Source organism: Cohnella yongneupensis (assembly GCF_042655785.1).
Lineage (GTDB): Bacteria > Bacillota > Bacilli > Paenibacillales > Paenibacillaceae > Cohnella > Cohnella yongneupensis.
On record NZ_JBHSNC010000024.1, the window covers coordinates 223,815 to 245,009 of the forward strand.

18 protein-coding genes and 1 pseudogene are annotated in these 21,195 nt (G+C 50.8%); 1 reads left to right on the plus strand and 18 read right to left on the minus strand.

Going from position 1 to position 21,195, the window contains the following annotated elements; translation table 11 throughout:
• Positions 1 to 77: 77 nt before the first annotated feature.
• The 18 genes and pseudogenes from ACFPQ4_RS08210 to ACFPQ4_RS08295 all read right to left on the minus strand — a co-directional run bounded on the left by ACFPQ4_RS08210 (position 78) and on the right by ACFPQ4_RS08295 (position 19,149).
• Positions 78 to 413, minus strand: a complete 336-nt coding sequence (locus tag ACFPQ4_RS08210; protein WP_378111303.1) for an SPW repeat protein — start codon at positions 411 to 413, stop codon at positions 78 to 80.
• 57 nt (positions 414 to 470) lie between these two features.
• Positions 471 to 1,670, minus strand: coding sequence for a substrate-binding domain-containing protein (locus ACFPQ4_RS08215; RefSeq protein WP_378111304.1), 1,200 nt, complete (start codon positions 1,668 to 1,670; stop codon positions 471 to 473).
• 136 nt (positions 1,671 to 1,806) lie between these two features.
• Positions 1,807 to 2,817, minus strand: a complete 1,011-nt coding sequence (locus ACFPQ4_RS08220) for an ABC transporter permease (RefSeq protein WP_378111305.1) — start codon at positions 2,815 to 2,817, stop codon at positions 1,807 to 1,809.
• Between the two features lie 17 nt (positions 2,818 to 2,834).
• Positions 2,835 to 4,328, minus strand: a complete 1,494-nt coding sequence (locus tag ACFPQ4_RS08225; protein ID WP_378111306.1) for a sugar ABC transporter ATP-binding protein — start codon at positions 4,326 to 4,328, stop codon at positions 2,835 to 2,837.
• A gap of 53 nt (positions 4,329 to 4,381) precedes the next feature.
• The gene (locus ACFPQ4_RS08230) at positions 4,382 to 5,548 is read right to left on the minus strand and encodes a levoglucosan dehydrogenase (RefSeq protein ID WP_378111307.1); all 1,167 of its coding nucleotides are present in this window, start codon (positions 5,546 to 5,548) and stop codon (positions 4,382 to 4,384) included.
• 4 nt (positions 5,549 to 5,552) lie between these two features.
• Complete coding sequence (locus ACFPQ4_RS08235) at positions 5,553 to 6,401, minus strand: sugar phosphate isomerase/epimerase family protein (protein ID WP_378111308.1); 849 nt, start codon at positions 6,399 to 6,401, stop codon at positions 5,553 to 5,555.
• Entirely contained in the window at positions 6,398 to 7,252 is an 855-nt protein-coding gene (locus ACFPQ4_RS08240; RefSeq protein ID WP_378111309.1) for a sugar phosphate isomerase/epimerase family protein, read from the minus strand. The genes ACFPQ4_RS08235 and ACFPQ4_RS08240 overlap by 4 nt, the downstream gene beginning before the upstream one ends.
• 88 nt (positions 7,253 to 7,340) lie before the next feature.
• Positions 7,341 to 8,579 carry an NAD(P)/FAD-dependent oxidoreductase gene (locus ACFPQ4_RS08245; RefSeq protein ID WP_378111310.1) on the minus strand — a complete coding sequence of 413 codons (1,239 nt, stop codon included), beginning with the start codon at positions 8,577 to 8,579 and terminating at the stop codon, positions 7,341 to 7,343.
• 11 nt (positions 8,580 to 8,590) lie between these two features.
• Positions 8,591 to 8,917, minus strand: coding sequence for a MocE family 2Fe-2S type ferredoxin (locus tag ACFPQ4_RS08250; protein ID WP_378111311.1), 327 nt, complete (start codon positions 8,915 to 8,917; stop codon positions 8,591 to 8,593).
• A 44-nt stretch (positions 8,918 to 8,961) separates the two neighbouring features.
• On the minus strand, positions 8,962 to 10,110 hold the full coding sequence (locus tag ACFPQ4_RS08255) for a fatty acid desaturase (protein ID WP_378111312.1): 1,149 nt from the start codon (positions 10,108 to 10,110) through the stop codon (positions 8,962 to 8,964).
• Between the two features lie 255 nt (positions 10,111 to 10,365).
• Entirely contained in the window at positions 10,366 to 11,850 is a 1,485-nt protein-coding gene (locus tag ACFPQ4_RS08260; RefSeq protein WP_378111313.1) for a sugar ABC transporter ATP-binding protein, read from the minus strand.
• Positions 11,851 to 11,862: 12 nt separating this feature from the next.
• Complete coding sequence (locus ACFPQ4_RS08265) at positions 11,863 to 12,678, minus strand: helix-turn-helix transcriptional regulator (protein ID WP_378111314.1); 816 nt, start codon at positions 12,676 to 12,678, stop codon at positions 11,863 to 11,865.
• Positions 12,679 to 12,922: 244 nt separating this feature from the next.
• Positions 12,923 to 13,045: pseudogene (locus ACFPQ4_RS08270) on the minus strand (IS3 family transposase); the annotation flags it as partial.
• 305 nt (positions 13,046 to 13,350) lie between these two features.
• Positions 13,351 to 13,494 carry a hypothetical protein gene (locus tag ACFPQ4_RS08275; protein ID WP_378111315.1) on the minus strand — a complete coding sequence of 48 codons (144 nt, stop codon included), beginning with the start codon at positions 13,492 to 13,494 and terminating at the stop codon, positions 13,351 to 13,353.
• 24 nt (positions 13,495 to 13,518) lie between these two features.
• Entirely contained in the window at positions 13,519 to 14,340 is an 822-nt protein-coding gene (locus tag ACFPQ4_RS08280; protein WP_378111316.1) for a carbohydrate ABC transporter permease, read from the minus strand.
• A 1-nt stretch (position 14,341) separates the two neighbouring features.
• The gene (locus tag ACFPQ4_RS08285; RefSeq protein ID WP_378111317.1) at positions 14,342 to 15,211 is read right to left on the minus strand and encodes a carbohydrate ABC transporter permease; all 870 of its coding nucleotides are present in this window, start codon (positions 15,209 to 15,211) and stop codon (positions 14,342 to 14,344) included.
• A 95-nt stretch (positions 15,212 to 15,306) separates the two neighbouring features.
• The gene (locus ACFPQ4_RS08290; RefSeq protein ID WP_378111318.1) at positions 15,307 to 16,680 is read right to left on the minus strand and encodes an ABC transporter substrate-binding protein; all 1,374 of its coding nucleotides are present in this window, start codon (positions 16,678 to 16,680) and stop codon (positions 15,307 to 15,309) included.
• 123 nt (positions 16,681 to 16,803) lie between these two features.
• Positions 16,804 to 19,149 (minus strand): right-handed parallel beta-helix repeat-containing protein, encoded by a 2,346-nt coding sequence (locus tag ACFPQ4_RS08295; RefSeq protein ID WP_378111319.1) that lies wholly within the window; start codon positions 19,147 to 19,149, stop codon positions 16,804 to 16,806.
• A gap of 192 nt (positions 19,150 to 19,341) precedes the next feature.
• On the opposite strand from ACFPQ4_RS08295, the gene ACFPQ4_RS08300 reads away from it, so the two are divergent.
• On the plus strand, positions 19,342 to 21,192 hold the full coding sequence (locus ACFPQ4_RS08300; protein ID WP_378111320.1) for a sensor histidine kinase: 1,851 nt from the start codon (positions 19,342 to 19,344) through the stop codon (positions 21,190 to 21,192).
• The last annotated feature ends 3 nt before the right edge of the window (positions 21,193 to 21,195 follow it).

Consider the following 21,195-nt stretch of genomic DNA (forward strand, 5'->3'; position numbering starts at 1 on the left):
CGTATGCTCCTCTCTCGGCTTCCGGATGGAAAGACAGCCGGCAAGGCCTTATCCACGTGCTTCCATCCATTCTTCTCTTAATCGTTCCATAGGTTGAGAACGACGACCAGAGCACCCAGCCCAATGCTGATCCATTTCTCTACGCTATCGAGCGTGTACACGAAAGGAAGGACAATGAACCAGACACCCGCAAGCAGGGAAATCAGGTTCCAGCCTGGCACCTTGAAGGACCACCAGGATGAAAGCGCCATCACTGCACCGATGACCACACTTGTGGTAACGGCGCCCGAAACGTCGGAATATCCCAATACCCAGGGCGCTATGATAAACCAAACGCCGATCAGGGCAGCTAACGAATTGTTTAATTTTTTCATCTCTACACCCCATGGATACGAACGGCGTTCTAGAAACAAGAACGCCGCCCCCTTCATTATTTGCGTGTCGATCCGGAGTTGCCTCCGGAGGTCATCTTATTTATTCATCGCATCGGCAACTTCTTTCGGCGCGTCTACGTTGTAGACCTTCTTCCAGCTTGCCAAGAGATTGTCCTTGTCGACCGGGATTCCGTTTACGACCAGGAACGGTGGGACTTCTTTACCAAGCACCGCCAGCGCTCCTGCCTTCGCTTCCGCAATGCCGGCTTGATAGACGCCCTGTGCTCCCAGGCCTTTAATCATGCCGCCCTTTGCCATTTCGATCGCGACGTTCTTGCCTAGGTCGATCGTCGTAATGACTAGGTCCTCACGGCCGGAATTCCGGGCAGCGGCCATGATTCCTTCGGCCGGAATATCCCATACGCCCCAGATGCCCTTCAGATCAGGATGTTTGATCAGGAAGGCGGAAGCCGCTTTCTCCGCATCGCCCGCGAAATCCGGTCCTGCTACGCCTTGTTCTTCTACGACTTCAATGCCCGGATACTGTTTGATCACATCGGAGAACGCCTGATAACGAATTTTAGTTGTCGGATAATCGGCTTCATGATAGATGATGCCGATTTTGCCCTTGCCGCCCAATTCGCGGGCCATCATATGCGCAGATGCCGCGCCGTTGCCGTAGTCGTCAGGCGATACGATGGTCACATAGTCCTGGCCAGCCTTCATTCCGTCTGCGGCCTGCGCCATGAATACGATTTTCGTGCCCTGTTCAGCTGCTTTCTTGAATATAGGCGCCATCGCGACGCCGTCCGTCGGAATGGAAAGCAGAATATCGGGTTTCTTGGCCAATAAGGTCTCAATATCGGACGTCTGCTTCTCCGGCTTAAAGTTACCATCGGTTACCCCGATGATTTCGATACCCAGGCGGGCCATCTCTTCTTTAATTGCGCTGACTTGGGTGGTAGACCAATCATTGCCCATGTAATGCATGGCGATCGCTGCCGTGATCTTCTTTTCTTTCAACTTCGCGATATCCTCGCTCGTGATTTCAAGCGTGTCCGCGGACACCGGCACTTCGCCGTTCGGACCTTTCGTGAGAACCTTTGTCATCAGCTTCTCCAATTCGTCAGCCGGATTCGGTCCTTGCTTGGCGGCGGAATCGCCGCTTGCTTCCGGGGATGCGGCGGCCGATTGGCTGGCCCCCCCTGAGGATTCGCTTTTCTTACCGCATGCGGCAAGGCTCATCGACAGCATAAGAATCAGTACGACAAGAATTAGACTCGTTTTGTTTTTCACGTTGGTTTCTCCCTTTTTCATATTTTGGGTCCTGCTATAGTGACTCCCCCGGTAATACCAGTCCGGTCCTTCTATCCCGCCCATTTGTCTCTCCGACCGTCACCTCCTTCAAGAAGCCGCAGTATAAAGGTCGTCCTTACCTGTTCATGGCTTTGCGGCCGAATGCAACCGCCAGGATGATGATCGCGCCTTTGATGATCATTTGCTGGCTGACGTCAAGGCCCATGATAATCAGACCGTTGTTGATGGTTCCGATCAGCAAAGCGCCCACTACCGTTCCTATTACGGTGCCCACGCCTCCGAAGAGACTGGTGCCGCCGAGAATGACGGCAGCGATGACCGATAATTCGTCGCCTTCACCGAAGGTATAACGCCCGGAATGCATCCGTCCGGCATACAGCATGCCGGCAAGCCCGGCCATTACGCCCGATCCCATGAGCACGTAAAGCTTCGTTTTCGCGACATTGATCCCCGAGAAACGCGCCGCGCTCTGGTTGCCCCCGGTTGCCAGCGTCCGGCGTCCAAAGGTCGTTTTGCGCAGAAGAATATGACCGACGACCGCGACGAGCACCATCCAGAACAGCAGTACCGGAATGCTTCCAACGTCGCCGGAACCGAAAATGTACACATAGTTATCATCGTTGATCGGGACAGGGGCCGTATGCGAGACCAGCATCGCCAATCCCTTGGTGATGCCCATCATGGCCATCGTAACGAGGAAGGAAGGAATCAGGACTCTGGTCACGAGCAACCCGTTAATCAAACCGACGATCAAACCGGAACCTAAGCCGGCAATGACCGCTCCCGCTATGCCATAGCCGTGCTGCAGCGCCATGGCGGAGGTGAGGGAGGACAAGGATACGATGGATCCGATCGACAAATCGATCTCCGCCGCGCTGATGACAAACGTCATCGCCACGGCCATGATCGAGATGATCGCCGTTTGGCGTACGATGTTCAGCAGATTGTTCGTCGTCACAAACCCGCTGTCGCTTAATGTGAGGGAAAAGATGATGAATACGCCGATGAAAGCAAAGTAAACGATGTATTGTCTCCAGTTAAAATGGCGAAGCCGCAAAGACGACATGGACCCAGAGTCGCCGATGGGTATGGTTTGCAGATTGTTGACGGCTTCCTTATTTGACACGTTTCATCCACTCCTTCTTAAAAACCTTGAATGGCCTGCTCCAAATCCTCTTCGGAACTAATTTCCTCCTGTCGGAATTCCTTGACCACTTTTCCGTCATGGAACACGAGTACACGATCGCTCACGGCGAGAAGTTCGGTCATCTCCGAAGATACGAGCAATATGCTTTTTCCTTCCTCCGCCAGTGCGCGTATCATATCGATGATTTCGGTTTTCGCCCGGATATCGATGCCGATCGTCGGCTCGTCCAGCAGGATAATGTCCGGAGAGTTGGCCAGCCATTTGGCGAACACGATTTTTTGTTGATTTCCACCTGACAGCAGCCGAGAGGTTTTGTAGATGGAATCCGTCTTGATGTTTAACTGTCTGACCCATTCCTCGGCGATCGAATTCCCTTTGGAATCGTTTACAAAAACGTTAGAAATCCTGGAAAGGGAAGGCAGGAGAATATTGTCCTTCACTTCATGCTCCAGCACCAAGCCCTGCACTCTTCGATCCTCGGGCACCAGGGCGATTCCGTTCTTGATCGCGTCTTTGGGGGAACGCATGTCGGCTTTGCGGCCGCCTACGTAAATATCGCCGCCAGTGGCCGAGTCGATGCCGAAAATCGCGCGAAGGGTTTCCGTGCGCCCGCTTCCCATCAAGCCGGCAATGCCTAGAACCTCGCCTTGCTTCAATTCGAAGCTGACGCCGTTGACGCGGTTATTCGTCCGTAAATCCTTGACCTCCAGCACGACCGTATCGGAGATTCCCCGCTTACGTTCCTTCCATTCGAACTTCTCGAGATTTTTGCCTGCGATATGCTGAACGACGCTTTCCATATCCAGACGGCTGATCTCTTCCGTAATCAGATGCTTGCCGTCCCGCATGATCGTCATCCGGTCGCAAACCCGGAAAATCTCATCCATCCGGTGGGAAATGTAGACGATGGAAATGCCCTTTTGCTTGAGGCGCTCCATGAACGCAAACAGGATTTCCGTTTCCCGTGTCGTCAAGGAGGAGGTCGGCTCGTCCATCACCAATATTTTCGTATCTTTGGATAAAGCTTTGGCGATTTCCGTCATCTGCCAGTAGCCGACCCCCAGATCGGCTACCACATCATTCGGCTTCATGTCGACGTTCAATTCATTCAGCAGCTGCTTCGTGAGCTGTGCGCTCTTCTTGTCGTCAATAAAACCCAATGCGTTCTTCGGTTCTCTTCCGAGGAAAATGTTCTGGGCAACGGTCAGTTCAGGCACCAGACTAAACTCCTGAAAAATCATGGAGATCCCATGCTTCTCGGCATCGACTGGCGTTTGAATCTGCACGTCGCTGCCGTATAGTCGAATAGACCCTTCATCTAATTCATAGACACCGGTCAGAATCTTCATCAGCGTGGATTTGCCGGCCCCGTTGCCGCCCATGAGGGCATGAACCTCACCCTTTCGCAATTCGAAACGGGTCTTATCGAGCACTTTGTTTCCGTTAAACGATTTGGAAATATTCTGCATCTCCAAGATCGGTGTCCCCATGTGCATTCTCCTCCTTTTCCCAGCATGTTGACGGGGCAAGATACCGCGCCGTTTTACGCGCCCGTTCTCTCCCATTTGCCGTTGCTTGCGGATAGCAGGATGGCATCGCTGATTTCGGCGATCCGGTAGCCGTCATGGAAGTTCGGCGACACTTCGGTATCGTTCACAATCGCGGAAATGAAATCGAAGGCCTCGATGATTTTGGTCTCGCCGTATCCGATCCCGAGTGCCGGAATCGGCCACAATGCCGCGCCGTATGGATGCGCAGGCCCCGTATATACGGTGCGGAAGCCACGGCGGTCGTCCGGATCGCTGGCGAAGCATACCTTCAGTTCATCGCTGCGCTCATAGTTGAAGGAAATCGAACCGGTCTCGCCGTGGATTTCAAACGTGATATAGTTGTTCCGTCCCCAAGCGTTCCGGGTCGCTTCGATGCTGCCTACCGCCCCGGATTCGAAACGAAGCAGCGTACTGACCTCGTCGTCCACGTCGACCGCTTCTTTTTTTACGTCGCCCCCGGCCTTCACCGTCCCGAGCTTATCAACGCCGCCGGATTGAACGGGACGTTCCTTGATCCATGTCTTGGCTACTCCCATGACTTCGTTGATTTCTCCGACCAGGTAACGGGCCATATCGATGACATGCGTAGCGATATCGCCCAGAGCGCCGGAGCCGGCAATATCCTTGCGGAATCTCCAGGACAACGGAGATTGCGGATCGGCTGACCAATCTTGCAAATACGTACCGCGGAAGTTCAGGATCTTACCGATCGCCCCTTCTTCGATATACTTCTTCGCCAGAAGAATGGCGGGGGTGCGCCGGTAATTGAAAGCGACCATATGCTTGACGCCAGCATCCTTCACGGCGTCATACATGAGTTTTGCTTCTGCGGCCGTGCGTGCGAGCGGTTTCTCGCAAATGATGTGCTTGCCGGCTTTCGCAGCGGCGATGGCGATCTCGGCATGCGAGTCGTTCGGCGTTACGATATCGATGATATCGATCCCGGGATCCTCGACGACGCGTCTCCAATCGGAGGAATAGGATTCGAAGCCGTACCGGGCGGCAGCGTCTTTCGCCATTTGTTCGTTGATATCGACAACCGTTTTACGGTGCGGAATCGCAGGAGCTGGCCAGAAAAACATCGGCATTGCCGCATAAGCCATGGAATGGGCTTTGCCCATGAATCCTCCGCCGATCATGCCTACGTTCAATTTCTTCATCGTTTCATTCTCCTCTGCCTGTCGGGATGGTTTGATATTCGTTCAAGTTTAGTTGTTCGCGCAGGTAGTTCCTGCTGATGACCGCGCCGTTAAGAGGGTCCTCGTAGCTGTCCAATTCGACCGTGATCCAGCCCGAATAGTGATTGTCCCGCAATACGGCGGCCATTGCACGGAAATTCTGGTTCCCTTCGCCCAGCGGCAGAAAAGAACCGGAACCGTAATCCTTGAAATGAACGTAAGGGATCCGGTTTACGTACTTCTTGATCGTCGCGAGCGGATCGCCTCCCCCCGCTTCGATATGAGCCGTATCCGGGCATAATCCGATCGAGGTAAGCTCCATGATGCGATCCAGCTGTTCGGGCTTCTCGACGATCGTGCCCAGGTGCGGATGGTAGCTTGGACGCAGGTTGTACTTGGCTGCCAGCTCGGCAACCCGGTTGAGCGACTCGGCCAGCGCCTTGTAATCGGAATCCAGAATGCCGGATGCCCGGACGGCGCCGCCGCCGACCACCAGATGCTCAGCCTGGAATGCCGAAGCAAGCTTCGCGACCTTCTCGATCTTGTGGAATTCGTCTTCCAGAATATCCCGATAAATGAAGTTGGCGCCCGTATATACCCCGACCAGCTTCTGGTTATGCTCCGTCAAGAGATTTTCGAAGATTTGAGGGCGGTCTTCATACTGCATCAAATTGCCGTCGAACAGTTCGATCCCGGCATAACCGGCTTTCGAGATATCGCGAACGGCCTGCTCCGTCGACCCGTATGCCAGATAATAAAGGTCCTTGACGGAGGTCACGCCGGCGGGATGTCCAACAACCCCGCCCCATGTATTTGTCTGATACCCCAGTTTCATACCGGTTGCCTCCCCATAGCTGTATCCAGCCTAATTTCATCCGCCACCTGTTCAAACCGCCGTTTCATCCACAGGCAGACTTCCCACAAATCCGTCACTGGATGCGCGGTAAACGGAAGCGTGTGCATGTAGCCCGCAGGTCCGAACTCCGGCGTGAAGGTAAGCTCCCTGCCCGTCCGGACGCGGTCTTGCATGACTGCTCTCCACCAGTCCAGGTGCGTCGCCAATTCGAGCGCATATTCCGACGAGGCGGGATGCGTAACTTGCGGTCCTTGGGCGTATCCGACCCTCGAATGGATATGAACGGTTCGTCCGATGGCCAGATCGAGATTTTCCTTCTGATCCCCCAGCAGCGACTCGCATACGCATACCCAATGGCTGAAATCGGCCGTGAGTTTCAATTCCGGAAATTCCCTCAGCAGGGCCCCCGTCGTCCACGGGGTAAACATGGCGCGTCCCCTGTGGGTCTCGTGACCGACGGGTATATTCGCCTTGAGCTCGATGGCCAAAGCCTTCTCGAAAAATGCGGCCTGCTCCTTGAATGACATGCTATCTCTGGCGCTGTGAGAATTGATCAGGATCGGGCCATACGTCATGGCCCGTTCCACCTGTTCCCGGAAGGAGTCGGCGTGGTCCGCGCCGTCCGAGAACACCATCGCGATATAATCCAGGTCGTATCGCTCGAGCAGACGCCGGAATTGCTTGTCCTCAGCGGGAAATCCAAGCAGTTCCTCCATCGCGTGCGGCAGCGGGCTCTCGATCCCGCTGTAGCCCGCGGCGGCAATGCGCTCGAATTGCTGCTCGAGCGAGCCCTCCATACCCCAAAGGGCCTTGAAACTCTTAATCTTCATGCTACATTGTCCTCCCAAGCGGAGAGGTCCCGATCCCTCGCTCGATTTCCTGCCATATGAGGTGCTCCTTTGACCCGTGCTTTCTGCCTTAACCCTGCAGCAGCGTTTTTAATTTCACCTCGGGATTGGCCAATGCCGATGAATCCGGCCGCGCTTGCTTATGAATGAGCATTTCCGCCAATCGTATTTCTTTGGCGATGCTGGAAACTGGTCCGATCGCGCTCGCGGCCACCAGACGTCCGTCGGCTGCCAGATGAAAGTACATCTTCGCGCTGTCGCCGATTGCCCGGTGCACGATCGTATCCTCGTTTCCGGCCAACCCGGTCACTTGAAGCGTCTGCTCGTATTGATCAGACCAGAACCAAGGAACCGTCGTGTAAGGCTCTTCTGCGCCAAGCATATTCCGGGCGGCCAATGCGCCTTGATCCTGCGCGTTCCGCCAGGCTTCCAGACGGATTCGCCTTCCTTCATACAACGCATGCGGGAACGAGCAGCAGTCGCCAGCGGCATAGATGTTCGGATCGCTGGTCCGAAGCCATTCGTCGACGCGAATGCCGTTGTCCAATTCGAGACCGGATGATCCCGCCAGAGCGGTTTCGGGAACCGCGCCGATTCCGACGATTAACGCGTCGCATGTTACAACCGTTCCGTCTGCGAGCGTGATGACGTGCTTTTCACGGTCACCCTCGATCCGGGCGATGCCGATCCCGATTTTGAAGTCGACTCCCGCCGCGCGGTGCCGGTCTTCAACAAGATCGGCGATTTCCTTAGGTACGCCGCGCATAAGGATACGGGGTGCAACCTCGATCAAGGTTACCGAGCAGCCTTTCTGGATGGCGCTTGCCGCCGTCTCGAGGCCGATGAAGCCTCCGCCGATGACGGCGATGTGCTTGCCCGAGGTCATGCGTTCGCGCAAAACCAATGCATCGGACATCGTTCTCAGATAGAGGACATTCGACGTATCGGAGCCCTCCATGGCAAACTTGCGCGGCCTCGCGCCCGTAGCCAGCAGCAGGCGATGGTACGGAATTTCTCTTCCATCCTCGAGAACGACCTTGCGCTCATTCCGCTCGATCCTCACGGCCGGAACCCCGGAGAGGAAAGTAATATCGTGCTGCGACAGCTTCTCCCCGTCCAGAATGAATACCGGCGACGGCTCCGTTTCTTCAAGCAATGCTTGTTTAGAGAGTGGAGGCCGTTCATAGGGCGAATGTTTCTCCTCGCCAATCATGGTGATCTTGCCGTTCCAACCCTGGCTCCGCAATTCGACCGCCGCTCTGGCGCCGGCTTCCCCTGCGCCGATAATGACCATATCTTGTGCGGTCATGTCGCTCCCCCTCAATCTATCTTCACAAAGATTTTGCCCGACTCGATTTTGACGGGATAGGTGCGGATATTCGCGCAGATCGGCGCGCGCTTCGCTTGGCCGGTCGTGTAATCCAATTGCCCATTATGCTTGGGACACTCGATAATGTTGCCCATCACCAGGCCGCCTGCGAGATGAAAACGTTCATGCGTACACCAGCCGTCGGTGGCGTAATACTGGTCTTTCGCGGTGCGGTATATGGCGAAGGTACGGTCGCCGTAATCGAAACGGACGGCGTCCTCCTGATCGATATCTTTAGCAATGACGGTTTCAATCCAGCCCTGCAGTACGTTGTTCATGATGTACGTCACTCCTTAATTGCTTTTTGATTGAATCGATTTCGTTAAACGGTGACCGCTGCGTTCTGGTTTTGAACCGGCTCCTTATAAGCGCCGTTAGGGCTGTAAGGACGTGCCGTCGGAGGCAGCGGACGAACGATCGTGTAGGAAGGATCGCGGTGCTGGATAAGGAACACCGGATAAATCTCCATGATGACGGCCCATATGCCTTTTAACGGTTCCGGACAATCCTTCTTGATTTCTTTATGCAGCGCCGGCAGTGCATGGTAGGGAACCATCGGGAACATGTGGTGTTCGATGTGGTAGTTCATATTCCAGTGAAGGAACCGCAATACGGGATTGAGATAAACCGTCCGCGCAACCATGCGGTGATCGAGAACGTCCTCGTCGAGGCCGCCGTGCTCCATAACGAAGAATACCGTAGTCGAGAGCCAAGCCCCGTACATGCAGGGAAGACCGAACAAGAGAAGCGGGATAATGCTGCCCATGTAGATGGAGACGCCGATGACGGCCAAATATCCGAGTACGTAGAGGCGCGCTTCCCGGTAAACCTTGGGCAATTCGGAAGCAGGGACGATATCCCGCTCCGACTCGTCCATTTTTTTGAAGCTGTGCCGGATCGCCCGCATGAATTCTCTTTTGAACAAATCGATCTGCAAGGCGTTCAGCATCATGGTCCGGAATCCCGGCGGCCGCGGAACGAAAATTTGCGGGTCACGGCCGACGATGGCGGTATCCGTGTGATGGCGGGAGTGCTCCCAGCGCCAGATCGTGCCAGGACGCATGATCATCCATGACGTTAGATAGTACAGCGCTTCGTTGATCCATTTCGTCTTAAAAGCCGTATAATGGCCCAGTTCGTGCCAACGGGAGTTACAACACGTATAGTAGATAAATCCGTAAACGATAAATCCAAGAACGGACCACCAAGTTCCCCACATCGCGACCGCAAACCACCCTGTTCCGATCAGCGCCGCGAACATGATGATCGTATCCCGAATCCCCGGCCAATCTTTGCGTTTCATCAGTTCTTTCAGCCGCTTCCGGTCAATGGGAGACGTGTACCACTCCGCCGCCACCAGCCCTTTTTCATGCGCAAGCTTCGTGTTTTTGCCGAGCAGGCTGTAATCTTTGTAAGTACTGCCGCCCGAATTGTCCGACCAGTTCTTCTTTTTTACCGCTGTCCCCGCCATCGGAAAATCCTCCTCGCAAGTAAAATTAGCTAATTTTTACAAATAGTGCGCTTTCATACTGGGTGATATTCCTTCTTGGTTACGGCTTAGGAGTGAAGTCAATACGAGTGCGGCATCCCCCCTATAAGCTATTGTCATTGGTTCTGTAAACCCTGCCGGCCCCTGATCTTCCGGCGATAATCTAATGCTACTTGATCTTGAAACCGCTCACAATTAACGAAATTGCGACACCTTATTCGTTATCTTGCGTTTTGTTTATGCCTGCCCTCCGGCTGCGATCCGCATGATTTTTTCCGCGCTCGCCTCGGTATGATGCACTTCCGCCGTGATCCGCCCCTGGTACATGACCAGTATCCGGGTGCATAATCCGATCAGCTCATGGATGTCCGACGAAAAAACGATGACGCCTTTACCGGAGGCCGCCAATTCATGAAGCTTACCGTAGATCTCGCCCTTGGTCCCCAAATCTACCCCGCGGGTCGGTTCATCCATCAAATATAAATCGCAGTCGGCGATCAACCACTTACCCACCATGACCTTCTGCTGGTTGCCGCCGCTTAGATATTGGACTTCCTGGTCCAGATGCTGAATCTTGATATCAAGCTCAATGACCGCATCCAACGCCGCCTCATTCTCCTTGTCCGAGGTTCCCAGGTAATAAGGCATCAGTTTATCCAGAGCTGAAATGGTCAAATTGCGGTTAACGCCGTGCTCCATAAACAAACCTTCATCATGGCGATTATGGTTCACGAACCCGAAACGGAGATCGGAAGCCGATCTCCTTCGCTTAAATTCCACTTCCCGGTTGCGCCACAGCATACGGCCTTGATCCCGCTTCTCCTCCCCGAACAACGATTTGGCGAGTTGGGACTTGCCGGATCCGATATAGCCGGCAATGCCAAGTATCTCTCCTTGGTACAAAGTAAAATCGATATCTTGGAAATAGGGTTTCTGGGTAAACCCTTGTACCTTCAGCAAGACATTGCCGTCCGTTTCGTCCAATACCGGAGGGAAATAATGTTCCATCCCTCTTCCAACGGCCATCCTAACCGCTTCTTCTTCCGACATCCCGGCTACCTCTCTCGTCGCGACATTGCGTCCGTCCCGCAGAAAGGTAACCCGATCGCATATTTGCATGACCTCCTTGATCCGATGGGTAATATAGACGATCGAAACCCCTTCATGCTTCAGTTTGCGAATTACGCCGAACAAACGCCCGCTCTCGTCCTCGGACAGGCACGAGGTCGGCTCGTCCATGATGAGGATCTTAGATTTCACCGACAATGCCTTCGCTATGGAAATGATAAATTGCTCGCTGTAAGAAAGTTTTCGTACCGGCGTATTCGGATTGCATCGGAATCCGAGAATCTTCAGCAAGCGTTTGCTTTCAAGCTTCATAGATTTGGATCGCAGCCAAAAACCAGCTCTCGTCTCTTCGGTTCCCAGAAAGATATTTTCGGCGATGGACAAATCCGGAACCAAGATCGGTTCCTGAGGAAGCATGGCGATGCCGAGCCGCTGCGCCTCCTCTACCGACTGAATGATTTTCGGATGGCCTTCGAACAGGATGGAGCCTTCATCGGGTGTCAGCAACCCATTTACGATTTTCATCAAAGTCGATTTACCGGCGCCATTGGGACCCACAAGGGCGTGAACCTCGCCTTTCCGCAAGGAGAAATCCACTTGATCCAAAGCCAGCGTATTCAGAAATTTTTTCGTGATACCGAACATTTCAAGCATGTCGGAACCTCCTTACCTTTTTGCAATGTTTCGAAATTTGCCCGGTGATTCCCCGATTATTTTTTTAAAAACCTGATTAAAGTAGTTCGGATTGGGATATCCGATCCGTCCGGATATTTCACTGATGGGGATATCCGTGCAGAGCAGCAATCTCTTCGCTTCTTCCATACGGCAATGGATCAAATATTGGATCGGTGAAATGCCTGCTTCGTTCTTGAAGGTATGGATTAAATGGTACGGGCTGACAAAGACCAGTTCCGCCAGGTCTTTGATGGACAATTCCATCTCGAAATGCGATTCTATGAAAGCCTTTACATTTTCGGTTATGGAATTGGACTGCGGCGCTTTCATGGCCTCCAGCATACGAAGGATCAAAATAATTGCGGCGTTCAGCAAGCTGTTGATCATCTCTTGCGAGCCGGGAGACGGTTGATGATGCTCGACGAGCAGCGCCTCGAAGTAATTCCCCAGAATGGGAAAATGGTTGCCGAGCGGGAGCACTGGCGATTGATCCGGATCCAGCAGGTGTCCCGGCTTCCTGCCGGCGACAGCACAAGAAAAGGTGAACTCGATGCCTTTCAATGGATGATCCGCCGATGACTGGAGATTAAACGACATAAAAGGGTGACAAATCACCATTTCTCCTTGCCTGACGGAATATCTTACGTTACCGATTGTCCCTTCCCCGCGGCCGTCTTTGATATAGCAGAGCGAAGTCAAGTCATCCCGATCTTTCGTTATGGCGATCGCAGGGTCCACCACGTCGATCATTCTGGCTGAGAACAGTGCTGGTGTCTCTGTTAGCAAGTTATGTTCCGACTGTGACACTCTTCTCCGCCCCCATCGATACGTAGTTATCCCGAAAAAAGAGTCTCTCGTAACTATCCATTAACTACTCATGATAATTCGATAAAACTAACATTCCTATTCAAGAAGTTGCGATGATTAGTTATATATATTGCGTTTCCCGTGCGTCTGCGGGCATGTATAGATGTTTTCATTCTATTCTCTATTTTTTTCATATGCCTAGAGGTAAATAACGGCAGTTCGCTATACGGATCATAAAAACAGCCCAGTTCTGATTTGGCGCGTCCGCTTGGAACTTGCGATTCAGTAGATTCTCGGCCACATGTTGCGGCGTGGAACGTGGATATTTCTTTTTCTTTCTGCGGATCACCGACTGGATCCCCTCTAGAGCAGGGCCAGAAATCAAGAACAAGAGCGGGTTATCGAAAAGATAGCCCGCTCTTGTTTTGCACGAAAAAGAGAAAACGCTCTTGATAAGTAGATGGATATATGTGGCGAAGCCCCTTGAAAAACGAGGAGGTTACGCCAATGAACGAGTACGCGAATTCGCTAAAAAAAACGCTGACATCCCTCATACGAGAAATGTCAGCTGCACCAGCACCTTATGTCAAAAACCCCGAACCTTTCGCCAAGGGGCACCGTAGATTTGGAAAGAAAAGTGGATATTGGTCATCGCATGCAACTCGACGACGCTTAGATCGCTTCCAGGAGGACAGGTCCGTCCCACGAGGTTTTGACGTCGAACGTTCCGCGGCAATATCCGCGCACTTTGATCTTGACTCTTCGAATCCCGTCGCAATGGAAATATTTGAATCCGGCAGTAGCGGAATCCCTCATATTAGCGATGCTCTCCGCCCCAACCTAACCTTTAACCGATCCGCTTGTCATACCCGATATAATAAAGCGTTGCCCTAGCAGGTAAATAACAATGACAGGCAAAATCGTCAATATAATATCCGCGCTAACCAAATTCCAAGACTGTTGGAATTGTCCGAAGAAGTTGTAGACGGCCAAGGTCATCGGCCACTTATCGGAGCTGTTCAAGTAGTAGAGCGGCAAGAGAAACTCATTCCATGTATTTAAAAAAGAGAGGATGAACACCGTAACCGCCGCTGGCTGCAGCATAGGGAAAATAACGGAGAAGAACAGCCTTTTCGGCCCGCACCCATCGATTACCCCTGCCTCGTCAAGTTCTTTCGGCACGCCCGCGATGAAGCCGTATAAAATAAATACGCTGAACGGGATTTGCGTGACCATGTATAGGACGATAATCCCGGCTTTCGTATTTATCAATTCCGTCCACTTCATGACATCGATCAACGTAAAGTAATTCACTGGCAAAGCAATGCCCATGATCATAAAAAGGTAAATAAAACGATTGAACTTCGTCTTGTTACGGGCTAGTGCATAAGCAGCCAAAGCGGAAAAGAGGATACAAAACAACGAGGACAGGCTGGAATACGTAATGCTGTTCAGAAAAGAATGAACTAGCTTTCCTTTTTCGATAACCGTCGAGAAATTCCCGAACCGCAGTTCGCTTGGAAGACTAAAATTCATGGAGCTGGCTTCCGGCGCCGACTTAAAGGCGTTAATTACAATAAGCAAGATAGGGATGATAGCAACGATGCTTATAATCCATATCGCGATATTCTGAATCGGACTTTTCATGAATTTATTTGCCATATCAGTGTTGTTCCTCTCTTGACATCAGCTTTACGGCAAAATAACCTAGCAAGGTCATAATGACAAACAGAATGGTAATTAATGCTGTTCCTACCCCATAGCTCCCAAGAGAAAACTGACTGAACACCTGCGTATAAACGACATCCGTCGCGTATCCCGGCCCTCCGTTGGTAAGGACGTACACCGTATCGAAAACTTTAAGACCATATAATAGGTTTAATACGGTCGTTACCATGAGCGCCGGCATAAGCAGCGGAACGGTAATAAACCTAAACTTCTTGAAAGCGCCTGCCCCGTCGATATCCGCAGCCTCATAATAGGTATGCGAGATCGCTTGAAGACCCGCGAGCAAAATGACCATAATATAACCTACGCCTTTCCAAACATCGACCGCGATGATCGATTTAAACGCCCAATCTATATCCGTCAGCCAATGCTGCGTCCATTGACTTAATCCGATCGCCCTTAGCGTTTCGTTGATTAGGCCGGTTTCCGGATGGCAAATCGACTTGAAGATAATACCTACGACGAGCATCGGTATGACGGCGGGCATGAAGATGATAACGCGATGAAAGCTTTGAAGCTTGATTCCTTTATTTACCGTAACGGCTAAGAGCAGGCCGATAACCGTTTTTAAGATAATGGTCGAAATCGTAAAAATAACCGTATTTTTAATGCCGTGCAAGTAGTTTTCATCGGACGAGAAAATCGTCTTGAAGTTATCGAAGCCGATATAGTGAATGGCTTTGGCATAGCTGTTCCAATCCGTGAAGGACAAGTAAATGCCCATCAAGCTAGGAACGACCGTGAAAATAAGATAGAACGTTAATGCGATGGCTATAAAATAAAACGGATACGTTCGTCTAGTCATGTCTTCATTCCCCGTTCTTTTCCGACCTTTGGGTAAAGCAAGGCTCGATGACAACCGAAGTCATAATCGAGCCTTGTCTTCCTATGCGTTTATCCTTACTTCCAGTTTGGATCCGCCGCGGTTTTCGCTTGTTGCTCGCGTCTCTTGTCGATGTTCTTCAAGATGTCCTTCGGCGTCATTTGTTTGCCGAACATGGCTGACATATCTTTGCCGATGTCCATCCACTGCGGATTCAGGTAGTTGATAGCCGTTTGATAAACGGTACCCGTCTTTTTGCCGTAGGTATCAAAGAACGCGGCTTGCGCCTCGTTGTATTTTGCTTTTACGCCCGGGAAGTTAAGCGCCGTGAATTTCGGTTCGTTATCCAGGTAGTATTGAAGATTATCGGTTTGCGTCAAATAAGCAAAATATTGCTTCGCTTCATCGATGTGCTTGGAAGTGCTGGAAATAAATTTGCTCGGAGCGGCAGGGTTGACGTTAAGATCCTGATTGTCGTTCAGCGGAATCGGGAAAAATCCGTAATCGGTAGCGTTGCTTCCCGGAACTGCTGATTCGATCTGAGCCGGCAGGCCGATACTGTACACCGTCATGGCGTATTTGCCTCCAGCCATGTTCTTTTCGGTATCGGTATACGTGTTAGAAAATGCATTGTCGCCCAAATATCCTTTTTGCATCAATTCATTTAATTGGGAGAGCGATTGCTCAAGAACGGCGGAATCTTCGAACTTCGCTTCGTTTTTAATCAACTTATCGGCAAGACCGGGATCCTGCTCTTCATACCTTACGCCCAATTCAGGGAACCATAAGACATGGTGCCACCCGTCGGAGATCGGCTCATAGATCGGCGTTACTCCGGAGGCTTTAATGGCTTCGCAAGCTTTGAGGAATTCCTCGTAGTTTTTCGGAATGCTCAAGCCGAGGCCTGCGAAAATTTTCTTGTTGTATACGATAACCCAGCTGGCGCTTGGATCCCAGACCGTTAGCGCATAAACCTTGGCATTCAGTGTGGCTTGTTCCACGAATAGCGGATCTTCTCTTTTCACCCATTCTTCGTTCGTTAGATCAACCGCGTTGTTCTCTACATCGTACAGAGGGCCTAGGTCGAACTTGCCGCTTTGGCCGCCGAAGATGTCAGGCGCCTCGCCTGCAGCCAGCTTTGCTTTGAGTACATTGAAATATTGGTCCGAGGGTACGATTTGGTAGTCGATATGGATGCCCGTTTGCTCTTCGAATTTCTCGGCCAGCTTCATTTCCGAATCCTTAATCCAATCTTGGCTTGCAAGATAAGATAAAGTTACGTTTTTCTTTTCGGGAGCCGCGCTTTCCGATGGGCTAGGCTGGGTCGATACGCTTGCTGCCGGACTCGAGGCGGAAGGCGAGGATTCATTGTTGTTGCCGGAATTACCGCAGGCGCTGAGTATTCCGCCTACCAGACCTAGCACAAGCAGCGTGCTCATTACTTTCTTCATACCGAAACTCCCCTTTTCCTAATTTTGAAAACGTATTCAAGTTGCAATTTGATTATATTTAAGCGCTCTCACGCACTCCATGGAGATGCTTGTGCGTTTATTTGTACATTTTTTCCATGGGGGTTAAACCATCAACTCTACTTCTTTCTGACCGCGAAAAATTTTCAAGCCGAAGTTATTGCCTTGGGGAACGGAGTCGTATATTCGCAATAGATCGTCAACTGTGTCTACTCGTTCTCCATTTAACGCTATGACAACGTCCGCGACTTGGATTCCTTTTTCCATTTGCCAGCTTCCCCACGGAATCGCTTCAATGATAACGCCTGTTTCGGCAGGCAACCCGGCTGCAGACATTTCCCCCATCCCGACGATGTTCTTTATCTTGCATCGATCCCAAAGAGAAGGCTGCGGGAGGCGACCGGATTGGCTTGCGATAACGCCTAGTTCAGGGAATTTGGGAGTCTTGGCGATCTTTTTGAGCTCCGGCTTGCGCACGCCGAACTGATCCATCGGGAAATTTCGGAACCCCAAACCAAGAGCAGGAGAATCATCGCGAACTTGATAGTTTCCCGATGCCGTATCAACGAAAAGCGCATCGGCAACGACCGAATGCGGATCCGCCCCGCTCTGCTCTTGAAGCTGCAATGCCGGTTTAGGGGCCAAGAGGTCGGCTTGGTGAAGCAGATTCCAATCGCACGTTGTTCCCCAAGGCTTGGGTACGTGTATAGGCGCATAATCGCTAAAGACGATATTATTACGAAAAATATCCCTGCTCCCATGGAACCAGACATGCGGGTGAAACGAGTTGTTCACCATGACATTGTTTTCGCATGTTCGATAGAAGCCTTCCCGCAACTTGATTCCGCCGCTTAGGCACAAATTGTTATAAATATGATACCAGGTACAACCATCGTCAAGATCAATATCCCATCCGTAATCGCAGCGCCATCTATTGTTCCGAAGAGTGATCGGACTTACCATATCTAGAATAGGCAATATACTGGCTTCCGTATCGCTTTCCGGATTAATGGCATCCATATCGACATCTTCAAGCAGCCAATACCGGTCCCTCCCCCAACCGTTGAATGAGCCATGGTCGCCGGTTTCAAGCACGGTATCGAATACGTCGCAGTGTTCGATGACGTGCCCCCCGAACGTTCCTTCGGAAATATTGATGCCGGCCCTTGGCACCTCGTAGATACTGCAGTGTCGAACGGTGATATCCAAAGCCATCGATATTTGAACGGGGGCCGATTGTTTTTCAACTCTCCCGACCCGATAGATTAGGCAGTCCTCAACCAGACACTGAGCTGGATAATGATTTGACTTAGGTCCAGGAATCGGATCGATGTCTTGCAGCTTTTGGCGTTCATGATATTCGAACAATGGGCTGCGGACCGAATTCGGATCGCCCACGAAGGCGATGCCATTCGCCCCGACATCCGCGATATGACACCCTTTGATCTCAACATCTCTATTATAGCTATCGACGAATAACGCGTTTCCGCCCAATTGGGCAAAAGAACAATCATCGATAGAACAATTCTCCGAACCGCGAAACACGACGGCGCCTCCACGATACGTAGTCCAATCGCTGCGCAATAGGGGCTCGCGATTATCCATAAACGTTCTTGCCGAATGGTTAAAGGTAAAGCCTTTAAGCTGAATATGATGTACCGGACAATTTTCGCTTCCGGAAAATTCAATCAGATGCGCTAATCGAACTCCTTCTATTATCGACTCTTCCAGCTTCATGTCCGGAAATGGATATACATAGAGCATCCCGCTAATTTCGTCATGAAACCATTCGCCCGGCGCGTCGAGTTCCTCGAAAATGTTTTCTACATAGCGATAATCGTCATGCATGCCCATTAGCCGATTGTTTTGCCAACCGCCGTCTAGTATAAGCTGATTGTTCTCGTCCTTGCCCCTAATAAGATAACGGTAGTCCCCCCACAGATGCTTATGCATGGCATGTACGTATCCTCCGGCAGGATTGTCCCACCGAGCTACGCATTCGGGGAAGATGCAATCCTTGGCATATCCGTTCATGATTCGCGTATTCTCATCGAAATTCGGATATCTTGCCATGCGCATCTGTCTACCGTCGACGAATAATTGATCTAGCTTCAATCCTGAAGGCATTTCCGCTTGCAAAATCTCTCCTTCATACACGCGCCATTGCAGATCGAGTTTCATGCCTCCGCTGATAACAACTTTCTCGCCGGGGACAGCTTCATAAATCACGAGAGAATCCGCGCTTCCGGAGTCGTCCGGCAAAAATCGCAACGTTTCCGTAAGATAATAAGTGCCCGCATGCACCGAAACGTGTACCGGTTTTCCTTGTTTCGCCGCGTTTCTGGCTTCTATTTGGGCCCTGAGCAAGGTTGCGAAAGGCTGCTCCTTAGTCCCGACCGCAAGATCATTTCCGTTGGGAGAAACATATATCCGTACCTTGGTAGATTTCATGGGTACTCCTTCTATTTTAAGTTTTGGAAACGCATTCACAAAGCTGCATTTTAATTATAGTAAAGCGCTATCAGGGTCTCCATGTAGATGTTTGTGCGTTTTCTTGCACTTTTTTTCCGAGGGTTGACAATTTCTTTATAGTGGATGCAAAATGGGAAACAAACCAATAGGGTAGGACGGGTGATAATTCATTTGATAAGGATACCGCGATCCATCCGTTCGATCTTGTTCCTTACCTATTCGTCCATTATCGTGATCGGAATCGCATTTTTGTTCGTGCTCTTCTATTTGTGGGCTTCCAATCTATTGAAAACCAAAGCTTTCGATTCCATATCCGAATTATCAACGTCTCTTCAAAGACAGTTGGATTTAGAGGTTCAAAAGTTAGATTCCGTCTCCGTCAGCATATTGTACTCCAACCTCATTACCGATCAAATTTCGGCGTATGAAGCCGCGAATACCGATAATTCTGCCCTGCCATCTTCCGAACAGAGCGTTAATCGTCTTAATAAACCCACGGCTCTTTACGATATATTGGTTGCCCTTGTCGGTCCCTCTTATCCGGTGCAACAAGTGTATCTGCACTTATTTTCCGGAACCCAGATCGGGGTAGGCTTCGACAATAGCCAAAAGAAAATCGACGTGACCAGCCAGCCTTGGTATACCGCCGTTAATAACAATAAGAAGTCGAAAGTATTGATGCTTTCTACTTCTGACAACGGCTCCTTGAGCTTGAAAAATAACGTGTCGCTCTCTCTATTCCGCTATTTCTCCGATAAATATAATGCTCCCAAAGGCATCGCGGAGGTCAAGCAGAGCTACAACAAAGTGTTCAGCAGTTTCATTCAGCTAACCAAAGATAACCCTTCGCTTGATAAAGTCTTAATCTATTCCAATGCAGGCGAGGTTATATATCCCTACGATTCTACCGAACAGGATCGCCGAATCGTGAGCAACATCCTGGATAACCCGTCCAATAACTTTTCGTCCGACCAACGCACTTACATCAACGATCCGCAAACCAAAGACAAAGTGCTGCTCACGATCAGGCATTCCGACTTGACCAACTGGAATATCGCGGTCATGGTTTCGAACCAAACGCTGCTTTCCCCGCTCAATAAGTTCACGCGATTAGCTATTTTCGTAACGCTTATTATCCTAGCTTTTCTCATTATTTTATCGTTCTTCGCATCCAGAAGAATTACTAGCCCGCTCAATTCGCTGAATAGAACGATTAAATCGATGAGTCTGGAATCGCTTGTTTCCGGTCCGGCCGTCGGGTTGAACAGCGGCTTGAACGAGTGGGACCGGTTGAATGCTTCGTTCGTGAAAATGAACGCCCGGCTGAAAGATTCTTTCGATCAATTGCTGCTTTCTCAGTCGCAAGAGCTTCAAGCCAAGATGACGGCGCTTCAGTCTCAGATGAATCCGCATTTTTTGTATAATTCGTTAGCGACGATAAGCGCAATGGCGTATGAGCAAATGAATGAACAAATTATCGTAATGTGCGACAGCTTGTCCGACATGATGAGGTATATCGCTGCCGACGAGACAGCGTTAGTCGATATCCAGACGGAAATCAGCTATACCGAAATGTATTTAACTTGCATGAAGCTCCGTTATGGAGATATGCTTTCATGCAAGATCGAATTGGATCCTTCGATTCAACAAATCCAAATTCCTAAAATCATGATCCAACCTTTGGTCGAAAATGCTTTGAAATACGGAACGAAAGCAAGCCCTCCTTGGGAGATCTCCGTTTGCGGCAAAATCGTGGATCAACGCTGGATCATCGAAGTCAGAGATAACGGCACGGGATTCGATCATCAAGAACAAGCTCGATTTTATGAACAGGTTAAGGAGATTGAACAAAACAACGTGCTTCCGGCTCTAAAGCTGCACGGAATGGGATTGCTCAACATTTTCATACGATTGAAATTGCATTACGGCGGCCAAATGTTTTTCGATATCCGCAACTTACCGGATCGCGGTGCCATCGTCACGATCGGCGGCCCCCTATACCTCAAAGAAAAGGGCAGGTGAGTC

What these genes read in the sequence shown, in the direction of transcription:
- ACFPQ4_RS08235 (WP_378111308.1), bottom strand. Translation starts at nt 6,401, where the DNA reads ATGAAACTGGGGTATCAGACAAATACATGGGGCGGGGTTGTTGGACAT.
- ACFPQ4_RS08290 (WP_378111318.1), bottom strand. Translation starts at nt 16,680, where the DNA reads ATGAAGAAAGTAATGAGCACGCTGCTTGTGCTAGGTCTGGTAGGCGGA.
- ACFPQ4_RS08250 (WP_378111311.1), bottom strand. Translation starts at nt 8,917, where the DNA reads ATGAACAACGTACTGCAGGGCTGGATTGAAACCGTCATTGCTAAAGAT.
- ACFPQ4_RS08285 (WP_378111317.1), bottom strand. Translation starts at nt 15,211, where the DNA reads ATGACTAGACGAACGTATCCGTTTTATTTTATAGCCATCGCATTAACG.
- ACFPQ4_RS08260 (WP_378111313.1), bottom strand. Translation starts at nt 11,850, where the DNA reads ATGCTTGAAATGTTCGGTATCACGAAAAAATTTCTGAATACGCTGGCT.
- ACFPQ4_RS08225 (WP_378111306.1), bottom strand. Translation starts at nt 4,328, where the DNA reads ATGGGGACACCGATCTTGGAGATGCAGAATATTTCCAAATCGTTTAAC.
- ACFPQ4_RS08245 (WP_378111310.1), bottom strand. Translation starts at nt 8,579, where the DNA reads ATGACCGCACAAGATATGGTCATTATCGGCGCAGGGGAAGCCGGCGCC.
- ACFPQ4_RS08275 (WP_378111315.1), bottom strand. Translation starts at nt 13,494, where the DNA reads ATGAGGGATTCCGCTACTGCCGGATTCAAATATTTCCATTGCGACGGG.
- ACFPQ4_RS08295 (WP_378111319.1), bottom strand. Translation starts at nt 19,149, where the DNA reads ATGAAATCTACCAAGGTACGGATATATGTTTCTCCCAACGGAAATGAT.
- ACFPQ4_RS08255 (WP_378111312.1), bottom strand. Translation starts at nt 10,110, where the DNA reads ATGGCGGGGACAGCGGTAAAAAAGAAGAACTGGTCGGACAATTCGGGC.
- ACFPQ4_RS08230 (WP_378111307.1), bottom strand. Translation starts at nt 5,548, where the DNA reads ATGAAGAAATTGAACGTAGGCATGATCGGCGGAGGATTCATGGGCAAA.
- ACFPQ4_RS08240 (WP_378111309.1), bottom strand. Translation starts at nt 7,252, where the DNA reads ATGAAGATTAAGAGTTTCAAGGCCCTTTGGGGTATGGAGGGCTCGCTC.
- ACFPQ4_RS08280 (WP_378111316.1), bottom strand. Translation starts at nt 14,340, where the DNA reads ATGGCAAATAAATTCATGAAAAGTCCGATTCAGAATATCGCGATATGG.